This is a genomic window from Streptomyces sp. NPDC127595, from assembly GCF_042671685.1.
Classification (GTDB): domain Bacteria; phylum Actinomycetota; class Actinomycetes; order Streptomycetales; family Streptomycetaceae; genus Streptomyces.
Genome location: NZ_JBHXWK010000012.1, coordinates 78070 through 92017 on the forward strand (window position 1 = coordinate 78070; position 13948 = coordinate 92017).

The following is a 13948-nucleotide window of genomic DNA, read 5'->3' on the forward strand; positions in this document are numbered from 1 at the left end:
GCGGTGTCGTCGACCTGGCTCAATGGACGTATGGAGACCGGGGAACGCTGGGCGTATCGGGCCGCACCGAAGGAGCTGGGTGGCGCGGTGCGCCAGGTGGAGATCGTCCGGGTCGGCGGCTCTGGAGGATCAGGGCACGTACACGTGCGGTTCTTGGACGGTGACGAGACTGGCTTGCAGGAGTGGGTGAGCCTCGCCTGCCTGGTGGCCTCGTGGAGTGACGTCGAGTCCTTCAGAACGGATGATGCGGCGGAGTTGGCGCTGGCGGAGTCCTCTCGCCACGTCCGGGGCAGCACGGATTTTGAGGCGGCGCGCATGATCCTCGGGTTCGTCCGCCCGAAGAACAGGCTGCGCCTGCGCCGAACAGTGGCGGACGCAGGCGTTCTGGAGCTGAGTCGCCTTGACGAGACGGCACCACTCATCGGCATAGATGCCGCCGAACTCCGCAGCGACACCATGGTCTACGAAAACCGCCACGGCATGTGCCTGGCCGGGTGGCCGGTCACCGAGCGCGTCGCCCGCCACGTGGCAGCCCGCCTCGCCGACGAGATCCTCCCGGAGGTGGACCGCAAGCAACAGGACATCGAGCAGGAGCGTGCCCAGCCTTCCTGGCACTCCTACAGCCGACGGGACGAACGCAAGCTGGACGCGGAAGCCGCCGTCCTACGAACCGTCCGGGCGTGGTGCGGCCAGGACAAGGCCGATCGCTACGACGAGTTGGTGGCCCTACGCGCGGAGGTCATCCGGCTCGGAGAGCTGGTCGAGAAGGCCGTAAAGGCCCTTCGCGACCGTGGTCACGGTGTCATCGCCTCCACCATTGAGCGCGACCTTGGCGTCCATATCGCCACCCTTGATCCTGATGTGCGTCGATGACGCCGCGCCACGGGTCTGGCTCCGGCTTCGGAGGAGTTGGCTGAGCCGGAGGCTTCTCCTTCTCCGGCCGGTCCGGCCGCCAGCCGTCGAGGAACGGTCGCAGCTGCTTTTTCGTCGGTTCCACGTTGAAGTCGCGGGCGGCCAGGCCCTTGCCGTTCGTCGTGGGGTCGAGCTGATCGGCCTCCGTGTTCCCCCAAGCCGACCACTCACGCAGCCTCTCGACTTCGAGGACGTCTCCCGACGCGGCGGCGACTTCATCCAGCGCTGCACAGAACGCCCGGATCTCACCCGCGGCCCGCCACTGCTCAAGGGCCGTGCCGAAGTGCTCGGCCCGTACCGCGTGAACCGCCTTGACCGAAGCCGCACTTACCGCGGCTTCCCACTCCCGCCGCTCGCGCTCCTCCTGCTCCGCCGCCAGCCGTCGGCGCTCGGCCTCCTGCCGCTCCCGCTCCTCTCGCAGACGCCGCTGCTCCGCCTCCCGTTCCAGCCGGGCGCGCTCCTGCTCCTCCGCGCGTGCCTTCAACGCCCGGAAGATTGAGGCGATCTGCTCTTCCAACGGCTTCTTGGCCGTGTCGGCCCATTCCTTCTTCCAGCCGTAGCTGTAGCTGTAACCCGAGTTCTCGCTGACCAGCAGCTCCAGTTCGCCGGACGGCTCGAACTTGTGGGCTGGGGTAACCCGTTGCCAGTCGTACGTGCGCCGGCCCGGCTGCTTGGGGACGTACCGGACCTGCTTCTGCCGCTCACGGAAGCTGACCTCGTACGTCCTGCCGTGGACGGTAAGCAGCGGCCTGGGTTGCCTGCGCTTCTTGGACACCGCGATCTCGCCGTACCGCGCGAGAGCCTGCTCGGCGAGCAGCCGGAGCAGCGCGAGCACCCTCGGCAGGACCTCCTCGGAGATCTCGAAGGCGCTGTGGTCCTTGGTGACCGCGGCGAGCACGTCCTCGACGTCGGTGATCACACGGCTGCGCGCCAAACGGATCCGATTCCACTCGGTGTCGTCCTCACCAGTCACCCGGAGCAGGCCGAGGAAGAAGTCGCCCTTCGCCCGCCCGCTGTACTTCAGGTGATACCCCTCCGGAGCGCACTGCCGCGCCGCGTCGAACGCCCTGCGATACCGAGCCCGTTCCTCGGCACTGGGGTCCGGGATCCGAAGGAATCGTCCGGCCTTCTGCACCTGCGCGATGAGCGCTGGCCCGACAGCCGCCGGCGACGGGCGCGGAGGTTGTACGGCACGCTTCGATACGGGCTTCGTCTCCGTCGGAGGATCGGCCTCCTGCCGAGGGTCAGCGGCAACCGGCGTCTCGGCTTCAGACGTCGCCGCGCGAGGCTTGCGTGGAGCCAGTTCCGGACGGTCGGGATGGTGACCGTGCTCCAGATAGAAGCGACCCGCGTCAGTGATCTCCGCCTGCCACCTCCCCTTCTTCCTGGGCATGGTCACCAAGCCCCGGTCCCTGAGCGCCCGAGCCGTGACTGCGAGTTCGGGGCTGTCAGAAGTGACGGGATCGGTTCCGCCCCCGATGCGGGTGAGGAGCGCGAGCTGCCGGTCATTCAACGGAGACCAAGGGTGCATGGTGATCGTCGTACCGTCTCAGGTCTGCCCAGCACAAGCCGTGCAGTGACTCATTGGGGGGCGCGAGGCGTACAGCGCGCTGGGAGGAGTCGGAACGCCGCTCCTCGGGAGCCAACCCGGGAGCCGGATCCCGAAGATCACACCCAGTTGGCTCCCAAATGGCTCCCAAAACAGGGCTACAACGCAAATCAGACCCGGTGCTGATCTCTCAGCACCGGGCCTGACCTGGCGTTACAGCTGTCGGGGTGGCGGGATTTGAACCCACGACCTCTTCGTCCCGAACGAAGCGCGCTGCCAAGCTGCGCTACACCCCGATTGTCGCTGCCGTGGCGGCGACGTCGTTTACTTTAGCCCACTGGTGGCTGGAGACGAAATCCGGTTTTCGGGGCGTCTGACCCGGCGACGGACCGGGTCGGGGCGGATGTGGTCGAGGGCGACGAGGAGGAGAGCGAGGGCGTAGAAGGAGAGGCCGAGGAGCAAGGCGTTGGCGAGTACGCCGGGGTAGCCGTGCCGGTCGACGTCCATGAAGGGGTAGAGATAGCGCGCCGGGGTTCCCGGGGACATCATCGCGCCGCGGGCCAGGGAGAAGGCCAGGTAGGCGATGGGGTAGAGGAGCCAGGTAACCGCATGGCGGAGGGCCAGTGGGGCGGGGCGCGTCAGCAGGAGCCAGTCGGCCGCGACCGCGATCGGCGTCACCGTGTGCAGGAGGTGGTTGGCCACCGCCTGCCAGCCGGTGGGCGGGGTGACCTCCCCTGTCATGGAGAAGACGCTGGACTCGTTCGCCAGGATCAGGTGGTAGACCAGGCCCGTGATCGAGATGTACAGCAGGGTGCCGCCCGTCACCGCACCGGGCAGCGGTCGTCGAGCCGTCCACGCCCGCCCGGCCGAGGCGACGAGGACCACCGCCACGAGCAGGCTGCTCTGGATCGTGAAGTAGCTGAGCACGCGGAACGGGCTGCCCAGAATCAGGTCGATGGCCACGCCCGTCGCCGCCGCGAGGGCCACGAGGGTGCGGAACGCCGCCACCAGCGGGCGGCGTAGGGGAGCCACCACGGCCGTCGCGGGGACGATGGAGGGGGCTGGCGCGGGGATACCCGGTATCGCGGGGAGGTCGGGTATGTCCTTGGGGATCGGGGCGATCATGGCCCCACGCTAAAGCGGATCGACGAATCGGGCGATACGGGTCATCTGGGTGGGTTACGGATCGGCCTGACCGTCCAGACATGGACATGGACATGGACTCGTTCAGACATGGACTCGTTCAGACGGGGACTCGTTCAGACCAGGCCCCCTCCGGACCAGGCCCCCTCCGGACCAGGCCCCCTCTGGACCGGCACCTGACCGGACCAGCACCTGACCGGACCTCGCCCTTTCCCGACCCGCCGAGCCAGATCCGTCCCTGCTCCCCCGGCCCGTCCCTGGTCCTACTCGGCTCCCCCCGGCCCCGCCCCACGGGCCGGACCCAGTCAGGGACAGTCAGGGCCAGTCAGGGCCAGGCGACCACGCCCCCCGCCTCCTACTTCCGCTCCACCAACGTCAGCAACGAAGCCTCCGGCGGACAAGCGAACCGCACCGGCGTATACCGGTTCGCCCCGCAGCCCGCCGAGACGTGCATGTACGACGTCCGCCCCTCCGCCGTATGTGTGGACAGGCCCTTCACGCGGTCCGTGTCCAGGTCGCAGTTGGTGACGAAGGCGCCGTAGAAGGGGAGGCAGAGCTGGCCGCCGTGGGTGTGGCCGGCCAGTATCAGGGGGTAGCCGTCGGCGGTGAACGCGTCGAGCGTGCGCAGGTACGGGGCGTGGACGACGCCCATCGAGAAGTCGGCGGACTCCGACGGGCCGCCGGCCACGCGCTCGTACCGGTCCCGCTTGATGTGCGGGTCGTCGAGGCCGGTCAACTCCACCGACGCGCCCTCGATCTTCAGCTCCCCGCGGGTGTTCGTGAGGTTCAGCCAGCCCGCGGTGTCGAAGGCGTCGCGCAGACCCTCCCACGGGTTGTGGAGGGCGCCGACGACCGGTTTGTTGCCGTTCAGACCGTGGCGGCCCTGGGCCTTCTCGAACAAGTACAGGGCGGGGTTGCGGAGTTTGGGGCCGTAGTAGTCGTTCGAACCGAAGACGTACGCGCCCGGGAACTCCATCAGCGGACCCAGCGCGTCCAGCACCTCGGGTACGCCCTCCGGGTCGGAGAGGTTGTCCCCGGTGTTGATGACGAAGTCGGGGCGCAGGCCTGCCAGTGAGCGCAGCCAGCGCTGCTTCTTGCGCTGGCCGCTCACCATGTGGATGTCGGAGACCTGGAGAACCCGCAGCGGTCGCATGCCGGGCGGCAGCACCGGCACGGTCACCCGTCGCAGCCGGAAGGAACGGGCCTCGAAACCCGCCGCATACAACAGACCGGCGGCGCCCACCGCCGTGATTCCCAGGGGTACTCCGTATAGCGCGCGCATACGTCCATCGTGTCAGACCGCGGCAACTCGACGCGCCCCCTGTGGACAACCCTGCCGCCCACGACGTACGCCCCCCGAAATCAACAGGCACCCGTCTCACCACACCTGCGACAATCGACGGCATGACCACGCTTAAGTCGAAGCTCAAGGAAGACCTCAACGCCGCCATCAAGGAGCGCGACGAGCTCCGCTCCTCGACGCTCCGGCTGACCCTCTCCGCGATCACCAACGAGGAGGTCGCGGGCAAGACCAAGCGCGAACTCTCCGACGACGAAGTGCAGAAGGTGATCACCCGCGAGGCGAAGAAGCGCCGCGAGGCCGCCGACGCCTTCGCGCAGGGCGGGCGCCCCGAGTCGGCCGAGCGTGAGAAGGCGGAGGGCGAGATCCTCGCCACGTACCTTCCCAAGCAGCTGTCCGACGACGAGCTCCGGCAGATCGTCGCCCAGGCCGTCGAGGAGGCGAAGGCGGCAGGCGCCGAGGGGCCGCGTGCCATGGGCCAGGTCATGAAGATCGTGAACCCGAAGGTGGCCGGCCTGGCGGAGGGCGGCCGCGTCGCGGCCCTGGTCAAGCAGCTCCTCGCGGGCGCCTGAGCGACCGCACCAAGCGATCGTACGAAGGCGACCGCGCAAAGCAGACCTACCTACCTGCATGCCTACCCATACGCCGGTGGGGGCGCCCCCAGTAATAAGACGGGGGCGCCCCCAGCAACAAGGGGCGCCCCCACCGGCGTATCAAACCCTCGGCCCGAAACCGTCAGGCGGGCGGCACGCTAGTCCCGCCCACCCGTCCCGTTCCCGCCGTTGCTCTGCCCCTGGAGGAAGCCCTCCGGGATGGAGAAGGACGGTGTCGGGACGTCTCCGCCGCCGGTGGTCGCACCGGTGGTGGTGAGGCCGCCGTCGGTCGGGCCGCCGTTGTCGTTGTTCCCGTTCGCGTTGCCGTTTCCGTCGTCACCGTTGTTCCCGTCGTCGCCCTTGCCCTTCGGGGCGTCGGGGATGTTGACGAGGTTGAAGGACGGGGAGTCGTGGCCCTCAAGGGCGCCGGTCATCGCGTCCTTCCAGATGGGACCCGGCACCTGGCCGCCGTAGACCTTGTCGTGCCAGACGCCGCCGATCGTGATGTTCTCCATCTCGACCTTCTGCGTGGCGCTGCCGACCCAGACCGCGCCGGCGAGGTTCGGCGTGTAGCCCACGAACCAGGCGTTCTTGCGGGAGTCCGTCGTACCCGTCTTACCGGCGTTGGCGCGGTCGGTGAGACCGGCCGCCTGGCCCGTACCGGAGTCGATCACGCCGCTCAGGAGGGTGTTGACGGTGTCCGCGGTCTTCTCGGACATCGCGCGCGAGCACGTCGACTTCGGCACCGCGAGGGACTTCTGCGCGTCACCGACCTTCTGCGTGATCGACTCGATGGCGATCGGGGTGCAGTACATGCCCCGGGCGGCGAAGGAGGCGTACGCGGTGGCCATCGTCAGCGGCGAGAGGCCCACCGCGCCGAGGGCGATGGACGGGCTCTCCGGCAGCTTGTCGCCGTTGCCCTGCGTGACGTGCAGGTTGTCGGTCATGTCGACCACCGGGCACAGGCCGATGTCGGAGATCATCTGCACGAAGTAGGTGTTGACCGACTTGGCCATCGCGTCCTTCAGCCGGTACGGCCCGACCTCCGACTCGGCCTCGTTCTCCACCGTGTCGCCGTCCAGGTTGACCCAGGGCTTGCTGCCACAGGTCTGGACGGGGCTCGGATACTCCATCTCGTACGGCGACGCGTACTCCTGGGTCGCGGGCCGGCCCTCCTCCAGCGCGGCCGCGGCGACGAACGGCTTGAACGTCGAACCGGTCGGGAAACCGAAGTTCGAGCCGCCCATGTCGTAGTTGACCGAGTAGTTGTACTCGGTCTCGTTCTTGCCGTAGCCGTACGGAGTTGCCTGGCCCATGCCGACGATCTTGCCGGTGCCGGGTTCGACCAGGGTGGCCGCCGCGGTGACCGTGTCCGTCTGGTTGACGTGGTCCTTGAGCGAGGCCTGCACCGACTGCTGTGCCTGCGGGTCGAGCGTCGTACGGATCGTCAGGCCGCCCTGGTTCCAGATCTTCGCCCGCTCCTCCTTGGTCTCACCGAAGACCGGGTCGCTGAGGAAGACCTTCTCCACGTACTTGCAGAAGAAGGCCGCGCCCTCGACCGCCGTGATGCAGCCGTTGTTCGGCTTGCTGACCTTCAGGCCGAGCGGCGTCTTCATGGCCTTGTCGGCCTCCGCCTGCGAGATGTCGTTCGTCTCGGCCATGCGCTGCAGCACGGTGTTGCGGCGCTTGGTGGCCTCCGCCTCGTCGTTGACCGGGTCGTACCGGCTGGGCGACTGGACGATGCCCGCGAGCAGCGCCGACTCCTGGAGGTTCAGGTCCTTGGCGGGCTTGGAGAAGTAGCGCTGGGCGGCGGCCTCGATGCCGTAGGCCTGCTCACCGAAGAACGTGATGTTCAGGTAGTTCTCGAGGATCTTCTTCTTGCCGAGCTTCTCTTCCAGCTGGATCGCGTACTTGAGCTCGCGGATCTTGCGGCCGAGGGTCTGCTGGGTGGCCTGGGCGACCTTCGTCGGGTCGTCGCCGGCCTCTTCGACGAAGTAGTTCTTCACGAGCTGCTGGGTGAGCGTGGAGGCACCCTGGGACACTCCGCCGCTCTGCGCGTTCTGGTTCAGCGCGCGCAGGACGCCCTTCAGGTCGACCGCGCCGTGCTCGTAGAAGCGTGAGTCCTCGATCGCGACGATCGCCTTCTGCATGTACGGCGAGATGTCCTTGAGGTCGACCACGGTCCGGTCGCGCGAGTAGACCGTGGCGATCTGGCCGCCCTCGCTGTCCAGGATCGTGGTCCGCTGGCTCAACTGCGGGCTCTTCAGCTCGTCCGGAATCTCGTCGAAACTCTGGACCGAACCCTTGGCCGCGAGGCCGAGCGCGCCCGCTGCGGGCAGCGCGATCCCGGCCATGACCGCACCTGCGAGGACGCTGACACCGAGGAACTTGGCGGACTGCTGAAAAGGCGACAGACCACCGCCCGAGCGCTTCTTTGGCATAGGGGCAGCCTACGTTCTCAATCGCCGGACATACGTATAGGCCTTGGCCTAAGCTGCTCACAACTGTCACAGCAGTGCGGCCATGTATCAATACGTCCGGCGACCCCGAATCGTTCCGGAGGTAGCCCAACTTTTGTTGGGGGCGTGTCCGAATCCGCCTTGTGTGTCACCCGGCGTCCGTTGTGACTCAACTGAACTGTCCCGGTTTGCCGGGAAACTCACGCATGTCGCCAGGTCACTCCCCCGGGTGATCTGCCGCTTACGCATAGTCCGTTCGGGCCATTCAAGATTGGGCCCGAAGGGGGTGTTGCGCTGTGCCCACCTTCCGTAACGTCCTCAACTGGCGGCGGTGAATATGCCGCTGCCGCCGTGGGGGAGCCTCGATTCGGGAGAGGACGGCGCCGGTATGGGCTGGGTAACCGACTGGAGTGCGCAGGCGGCCTGCCGCACTACCGATCCAGATGAACTGTTCGTTCAAGGAGCAGCGCAGAACAGGGCTAAGGCAGTGTGCACCGGATGTCCGGTACGCACGGAGTGCCTCGCCGATGCGCTCGACAATCGCGTCGAATTCGGCGTGTGGGGTGGCATGACCGAGCGGGAGCGGCGCGCGTTGTTGCGCCGGCGGCCCACCGTCACCTCGTGGCGACGCCTGCTCGAGACCGCGCGCACGGAGTACGAGCGCGGCGCGGGCCTGCTGCCCCTCGACGAGGAAGAGGTGTACGAGCGCTACTTGGCGGTGGGCTGAGGCCGTTTGCCTCAGCCTCTGTAGGTCATGGCCACGCGTGTTCAGGTCATGGCCTCGCAGGCCACGGAAAGCGCCCCGTCAGGCGCTGGTTTCGGGCAGCTCCGGCCGACCGGCCGCGAGCCGGTTCCCGATGTCCCGCAGCCCTGCCAGGTCGTGCACGTCACCGGGCAGCGCCGCCACTTCGGCCACCGCCACCTCGGGGTGGAGGGCGGTGAAGCGGTCACGTGTGCGCTGCTCGCGGGAGAGCAGCTGCATGCGCTCGGCGTGCAGCCTCAGCAGGCCTGCGGTGAGTTGTTCGACGGTCCGGCCGGTGTCTGTGACGGCGGTTCCGTTCTCGTTCGTGGTGACGTTCCCGTTCGTGGTGACGGTCCTGTCCGTGGCGGCGGGGGAGCCTTCCTCGGGATCGTCGGGATGGTCGGTCGCGTCGGGAACCGGTGCCTCGGAAGCGGGAGATTCTGAACGGTCGTACGTGTCGGGAGAGTTACGAAGTCCAGCCTTCCCGCCCCCCTGATCGACAATGCGAGCCTCGTCAAGATTTTCCGCAGCTTCGAGGTCATGATTTTCCGCGGTGGCGAGTCGGTGGTTCTCCGCGGTGGCAAGTCGGAGGTTCTCCGCGGTGACGAGTCCGAGGTTCTCCGCGGCGGCGAGCGCCCGCTCGGCCGACAGCTGAGCGGCGCCGCTTCCGTGCACCCGGTTGAGCACCAGACCGGCGAACGGCATGTCCTCGGCCGCCAGCCGCTCCACGAAGTACGCCGCCTCGCGCAGCGCGTCCCGCTCCGGGGCCGCCACCACCAGGAAGGCCGTGCCGGGTGCCTGGAGCAGCTTGTACGTGGCGTCCGCGCGGGTACGGAACCCGCCGAAGGTCGTGTCCATGGCGGCCACGAAGGTCTGTACGTCCTTCAGGAGTTGACCGCCGAGGAGCTTCCCCAGGGTGCCGGTCATCAACGACATACCGACGTTCAGGAACTTCATCCCCGCGCGCCCGCCGAGCTTCGCCGGCGCCGTCAGCAGCCGGATCAGCCGTCCGTCCAGGAAGGACCCGAGCCGCTTGGGCGCGTCCAGGAAGTCGAGGGCCGAGCGGGACGGCGGGGTGTCGACGACGATGAGGTCCCAGTCGTCCCTCGCCCGCAACTGCCCCAGCTTCTCCATCGCCATGTACTCCTGCGTGCCCGCGAAGCCCGCCGAAAGCGACTGGTAGAAGGGGTTGCTCAGGATGGCGGCCGCTCGCTCGCGGTCCGCGTGCGCCTCGACGATCTCGTCGAAGGTGCGCTTCATGTCGAGCATCATGGCGTGCAGTTCGCCGTCCCCCTCGACGTCCTTCACCCGGCGTGGGGTGTTGTCCAGGGAGTCGATGCCCATCGACTGGGCGAGTCGGCGCGCGGGGTCGATGGTGAGCACGACGACCTTGCGGCCGCGCTCGGCGGCGCGCAGCCCCAGCGCCGCCGCCGTGGTCGTCTTGCCGACGCCGCCCGAGCCGCAGCACACCACGATGCGGGTCTTCGGGTCGTCGATCAGCGGATCGACTTCCAGGATGCGTGCGGCGTGCAGCCCGCGTGAGGAGTCCTGCGCGTGGGCGGATTCCTGCGCGTGGGCGGATTCCTGTGTGTGGGCGGAGTCGTGTGCGCGGGCCGGGTCCGAACTCATGAGATCCCTTGCTGACGCAGTTCCTTGGCAAGTTCGTACAGGCCCGCCAGGTCCATTCCCTCGGCGAGCAGCGGCAGTTCGTGCAGCGGCAGGCCCTGCTCCCTGAGCACGGCCCGCTGTTCGCGTTCCAGGGTGTGGCGCTCGGCGTACTCGGCGGCCTCTTCGAGGAGCGGGTCCACCAGTCGCTCGGCGAGCCCGCCGCGACGGGCGCCACCGAGTCCGGCCGCGGAGAGCGACTTGGCGATGGCGGTACGGGGGGCGGCGGCAGTGAGCTCCAGATCGGCGTCGTCGAGCAGCGCGGGACGCACCATGTTCATGATGATCCGCCCCACCGGCAGCTTCGCGGCCCGCAGTTCGGCGATGCCGTCGGCGGTCTCCTGTACGGGCATCTCCTCCAGGAGCGTCACCAGGTGAACGGCCGTCTCCTTGGACTTGAGGACGCGCATCACGGCCTGTGCCTGATTGTGTATCGGGCCGATCTTCGCGAGGCCCGCCACCTCGTCGTTGACGTTCAGGAAGCGGGTGATGCGGCCCGTGGGCGGCGCGTCCATGACCACGTGGTCGTAGGCGAACCGCCCGCTCTTGTCCTTGCGGCGGACGGCCTCGCAGGCCTTGCCGGTCAGCAGCACATCCCGGAGACCGGGCGCGATGGTGGTCGCGAAGTCGATGGCGCCGAGTTTCTTCAGGGCGCGGCCGGCGCTGCCGAGTTTGTAGAACATCTGGAGGTAGTCCAGAAGAGCCAGTTCGGGGTCGATGGCCAGGGCGAACACCTCCCCGCCCCCGGGAGCGACGGCGATCTTCCGCTCGCCGTAGGGCAGCGCTTCTGTCTCGAAGAGCTGCGCGATGCCCTGTCTGCCCTCGACCTCGACGAGGAGAGCGCGCTTGCCCTCCGTCGCGAGGGCGAGCGCTAGGGCGGCGGCTACCGTGGTCTTGCCGGTACCACCCTTGCCGCTGACGACCTGGAGCCTGCTCACGTATTCGAGCCTAACCAGTCGGCCGCGGTACTAAGCAGGAGGCTGTGGACAACGTGTGGGTCGGGCGGCGTACGAGGCCCGCGGGAGGGCGCCCGTGACAGCCGCTACAGTCGCCCGTATGACCAAGTGGGAATACGCAACCGTGCCTCTGCTCGTCCACGCCACGAAGCAGATTCTGGACACCTGGGGCGAGGACGGCTGGGAGCTCGTCCAGGTCGTGCCCGGGCCGAACAACCCCGAGCAGCTGGTGGCCTACCTGAAGCGGGAGAGGGCATGAGCGGCGCCGTCGAGTCCAAGCTGGCGGAACTCGGGCTGACGCTGCCCGAAGTGGTCCCGCCGCTGGCCGCGTACCAGCCCGCCGTGCAGTCCGGCGTGTACGTCTACACCGCGGGCCAGCTCCCGATGGTGGAAGGCAAGCTTCCGCTCACCGGCAAGGTGGGCGCGGAGGTCACGCCCGAGGAGGCCAGGGACCTGGCCCGCATCTGTGCCCTGAACGCGCTCGCCGCGGTCAAGTCCGTCGCGGGAGACCTGGACCGCATCGCGCGTGTCGTGAAGGTCGTCGGCTTCGTCGCCTCCGCCTCCGACTTCACCGGCCAGCCGGCCGTCCTCAACGGCGCCAGTGAACTCCTCGGCGCGGCCCTCGGCGACAAGGGCGTCCACGCCCGCAGCGCGGTCGGCGTGGCGGTCCTCCCGCTGGACGCGCCGGTGGAGGTCGAGATCCAGGTGGAGCTGTCCAGCCCGTCCGGAGCTTGAGGATTCCAGCCCGTCCGGCGTTTGAGGACGAGCGCGTTCAGCGCGACACGGGGGTCTGAGGGCGGAGCCCCCAGGTACGGGACGGGTAGGGGCGGAGGGGGGGCGAAAAACTCCTTGGTCCCGCCCCCACCGCCGGCCAGCGGATCCCCAAGGGGCGGCCCCTCGAACATCCGCCCGGCTCGGGATAGCCTCCGCCCATGGCGAATGGGCAGTGGTTCCCCCCGGAGTGGCCCGACCGGATCCGCGCGCTCACCGAGGGCACGCTGACACCGGTGACCCCCAGGCGCGCGGCCACCGTGATGCTGCTCAAGGACACCCCCCGGGGCCCGGTGGTCCACATGCTGCGCAGACGCGCCTCCATGGCCTTCGCCGGAGGCGCGTACGCGTATCCGGGCGGCGGCGTCGACCCGCGCGACGACGGGCAGCACATCCGCTGGGCGGGCCCCACGCGCGCGTGGTGGGCGGAAAGGCTCGGCGGCGACGAGATCTCCGCCCAGGCCATCGTCTGCGCTGCGGTCCGGGAGACGTACGAGGAGGCGGGCGTCCTCCTCGCGGGCGCCAGCCCTGACACGGTCATCAGCGACACCACTGGCGACGAATGGGAGGCGGACCGCGCCGCCCTGGTCGCCCGCGACTTCTCCTTCGCGGAGTTCCTGGACCGCCGGGGACTCGTCCTCAGGTCGGATCTCCTGGGAGCCTGGGCACGCTGGATCACGCCGGAGTTCGAAACCCGCCGCTACGACACGTGGTTCTTCGTGGCCGCCCTCCCGGAGGGGCAGCGCACCCGCAACGCGTCGACGGAGGCGGACCGCACGGTATGGATCCGCCCGGCGGACGCGGCGGCCTCGTACGACAAGGGCGAGCTGCTGATGATGCCGCCGACCATCGCGACCCTGCGCCGGCTCACCGCGTACGACACCGCTGCCGACGCCCTCGCCGCAGCTCCCGCCCGCGATCTGACCCCCGTCCTGGCCAGGGCCCGCGTGGAGAACGGCGAAGTGGTCCTCTCCTGGCCGGGACACGACGAGTTCACCAAGCACATCCCGACCGGTGGAGCCCCCGCATGACCGACGCAGCCGCCCTCCCGGGCCAGCCACGGGGCGGGGTGCTCTCCGGCCCCGCCACCTCGCGAGCCGTCAACGTCCTGGCCCCCAACGCCTCGGCGATGACCCTGGACGGCACCAACACCTGGATCCTGGCCGAGCCGGACTCCGAACTCGCGGTGGTGATCGACCCGGGGCCCCTGGACGACGTACATCTGCGCAATGTCGTCGATACGGCGGAGAAGGCGGGCAGGCGGATCGCGCTGACCCTGCTCACCCACGGACACCCCGACCATGCCGAGGGGGCCGTACGGTTCGCCGGGCTCACGGGGACGAAGGTGCGGGCGCTGGATCCGGCGCTGCGGCTCGGGGACGAGGGGCTGGGCGCGGGTGATGTGATCACCACCGGCGGCCTGGAGCTGCGTGTCGTGTCCACCCCCGGTCACACGTCCGACTCGCTGTGCTTCCATCTCCCGGCCGATCAGGCGGTCCTGACCGGGGACACCGTCCTGGGCCGCGGTACGACCCTGGTGGCCCACCCTGACGGCCGGCTGGGCGACTATCTGGACTCCCTGCGGCGCCTGAGGTCCCTGACGGTGGACGACGGCGTCCACACCGTCCTGCCGGGCCACGGGCCCGTCCTCGAAGACGCCCAGGGCGCCGTCGAGTTCTACCTCGCCCACCGCGCCCACCGCCTCGCCCAGATCGAGACGGCGGTCGAGAGCGGCCACCGGTCGGCGTCCGAGGTCGTCGCGCACGTGTACGCGGACGTGGACCGCTCCCTGTGGCCCGCGGCCGAGCTGTCGGTACGCGCCCAGCTGGACTACTTGCGCGAGCACGGGCTCATCTAG

The 13948-nt window shown here is 68.9% G+C and carries 12 protein-coding genes, 1 tRNA gene and 1 pseudogene; 7 read left to right on the forward strand and 7 right to left on the reverse strand.

The genetic code is table 11. The features are described 5' to 3' along the window. The first annotated feature begins 30 nt into the window (after positions 1-30). Positions 31-873: a PE-PGRS family protein gene (locus ACFVKT_RS31875; RefSeq protein WP_385738001.1), complete on the forward strand. Its 843-nt coding sequence runs from the start codon at positions 31-33 to the stop codon at positions 871-873. On the opposite strand, the gene ACFVKT_RS31880 is transcribed toward ACFVKT_RS31875, so the two are convergent. The 4 genes and pseudogenes from ACFVKT_RS31880 to ACFVKT_RS31895 all read right to left on the reverse strand — a co-directional run bounded on the left by ACFVKT_RS31880 (position 803) and on the right by ACFVKT_RS31895 (position 4886). Beyond that, complete coding sequence (locus ACFVKT_RS31880) at positions 803-2047, reverse strand: hypothetical protein (protein WP_385738003.1); 1245 nt, start codon at positions 2045-2047, stop codon at positions 803-805. The genes ACFVKT_RS31875 and ACFVKT_RS31880 overlap by 71 nt on opposite strands. Positions 2048-2683: 636 nt before the next feature. Then, positions 2684-2757 (reverse strand) — tRNA-Pro (locus ACFVKT_RS31885). 33 nt (positions 2758-2790) lie between these two features. Further along, a pseudogene (locus ACFVKT_RS31890) lies at positions 2791-3586 on the reverse strand (Pr6Pr family membrane protein). A gap of 373 nt (positions 3587-3959) precedes the next feature. After that, positions 3960-4886, reverse strand: a complete 927-nt coding sequence (locus ACFVKT_RS31895) for a metallophosphoesterase (RefSeq protein WP_385738004.1) — start codon at positions 4884-4886, stop codon at positions 3960-3962. Positions 4887-5008: 122 nt separating this feature from the next. Between ACFVKT_RS31895 and ACFVKT_RS31900 the strand changes: the two genes are divergently transcribed. Continuing rightward, entirely contained in the window at positions 5009-5476 is a 468-nt protein-coding gene (locus ACFVKT_RS31900; RefSeq protein ID WP_384392584.1) for a GatB/YqeY domain-containing protein, read from the forward strand. Between the two features lie 179 nt (positions 5477-5655). Here the strand turns inward: ACFVKT_RS31900 and ACFVKT_RS31905 are convergent, their stop codons facing one another. Then, positions 5656-7938: a transglycosylase domain-containing protein gene (locus ACFVKT_RS31905; RefSeq protein WP_385738006.1), complete on the reverse strand. Its 2283-nt coding sequence runs from the start codon at positions 7936-7938 to the stop codon at positions 5656-5658. A gap of 406 nt (positions 7939-8344) precedes the next feature. Here ACFVKT_RS31905 and ACFVKT_RS31910 point away from each other — a divergent pair, with 406 nt between their 5' ends. Continuing rightward, positions 8345-8683 carry a WhiB family transcriptional regulator gene (locus ACFVKT_RS31910; protein ID WP_365430232.1) on the forward strand — a complete coding sequence of 113 codons (339 nt, stop codon included), beginning with the start codon at positions 8345-8347 and terminating at the stop codon, positions 8681-8683. 78 nt (positions 8684-8761) lie between these two features. On the opposite strand, the gene ACFVKT_RS31915 is transcribed toward ACFVKT_RS31910, so the two are convergent. After that, entirely contained in the window at positions 8762-10327 is a 1566-nt protein-coding gene (locus ACFVKT_RS31915) for an ArsA family ATPase (RefSeq protein ID WP_385738008.1), read from the reverse strand. Then, a complete protein-coding gene (locus tag ACFVKT_RS31920) occupies positions 10324-11301 on the reverse strand; it encodes an ArsA-related P-loop ATPase (protein ID WP_385738010.1) in 978 nt (325 codons plus the stop codon). The genes ACFVKT_RS31915 and ACFVKT_RS31920 overlap by 4 nt, the downstream gene beginning before the upstream one ends. Positions 11302-11419: 118 nt before the next feature. Between ACFVKT_RS31920 and ACFVKT_RS31925 the strand changes: the two genes are divergently transcribed. The 4 genes from ACFVKT_RS31925 (at position 11420) to ACFVKT_RS31940 (ending at position 13948) form a co-directional block, all read left to right on the forward strand. Continuing rightward, positions 11420-11578 carry a DUF4177 domain-containing protein gene (locus tag ACFVKT_RS31925; protein WP_073492664.1) on the forward strand — a complete coding sequence of 53 codons (159 nt, stop codon included), beginning with the start codon at positions 11420-11422 and terminating at the stop codon, positions 11576-11578. Beyond that, entirely contained in the window at positions 11575-12054 is a 480-nt protein-coding gene (locus ACFVKT_RS31930; RefSeq protein WP_385738012.1) for a RidA family protein, read from the forward strand. The genes ACFVKT_RS31925 and ACFVKT_RS31930 overlap by 4 nt, the downstream gene beginning before the upstream one ends. A 197-nt stretch (positions 12055-12251) precedes the next feature. Continuing rightward, positions 12252-13121 carry an NUDIX hydrolase gene (locus ACFVKT_RS31935; protein WP_385738014.1) on the forward strand — a complete coding sequence of 290 codons (870 nt, stop codon included), beginning with the start codon at positions 12252-12254 and terminating at the stop codon, positions 13119-13121. Then, positions 13118-13948 carry an MBL fold metallo-hydrolase gene (locus ACFVKT_RS31940; RefSeq protein ID WP_385738016.1) on the forward strand — a complete coding sequence of 277 codons (831 nt, stop codon included), beginning with the start codon at positions 13118-13120 and terminating at the stop codon, positions 13946-13948. The genes ACFVKT_RS31935 and ACFVKT_RS31940 overlap by 4 nt, the downstream gene beginning before the upstream one ends.

What these genes read in the sequence shown, in the direction of transcription:
- ACFVKT_RS31875 (WP_385738001.1), top strand. Translation starts at nt 31, where the DNA reads ATGGAGACCGGGGAACGCTGGGCGTATCGGGCCGCACCGAAGGAGCTG.
- ACFVKT_RS31895 (WP_385738004.1), bottom strand. Translation starts at nt 4,886, where the DNA reads ATGCGCGCGCTATACGGAGTACCCCTGGGAATCACGGCGGTGGGCGCC.
- ACFVKT_RS31900 (WP_384392584.1), top strand. Translation starts at nt 5,009, where the DNA reads ATGACCACGCTTAAGTCGAAGCTCAAGGAAGACCTCAACGCCGCCATC.
- ACFVKT_RS31905 (WP_385738006.1), bottom strand. Translation starts at nt 7,938, where the DNA reads ATGCCAAAGAAGCGCTCGGGCGGTGGTCTGTCGCCTTTTCAGCAGTCC.
- ACFVKT_RS31910 (WP_365430232.1), top strand. Translation starts at nt 8,345, where the DNA reads ATGGGCTGGGTAACCGACTGGAGTGCGCAGGCGGCCTGCCGCACTACC.
- ACFVKT_RS31915 (WP_385738008.1), bottom strand. Translation starts at nt 10,327, where the DNA reads ATGAGTTCGGACCCGGCCCGCGCACACGACTCCGCCCACACACAGGAA.
- ACFVKT_RS31925 (WP_073492664.1), top strand. Translation starts at nt 11,420, where the DNA reads ATGACCAAGTGGGAATACGCAACCGTGCCTCTGCTCGTCCACGCCACG.
- ACFVKT_RS31930 (WP_385738012.1), top strand. Translation starts at nt 11,575, where the DNA reads ATGAGCGGCGCCGTCGAGTCCAAGCTGGCGGAACTCGGGCTGACGCTG.
- ACFVKT_RS31935 (WP_385738014.1), top strand. Translation starts at nt 12,252, where the DNA reads ATGGCGAATGGGCAGTGGTTCCCCCCGGAGTGGCCCGACCGGATCCGC.
- ACFVKT_RS31940 (WP_385738016.1), top strand. Translation starts at nt 13,118, where the DNA reads ATGACCGACGCAGCCGCCCTCCCGGGCCAGCCACGGGGCGGGGTGCTC.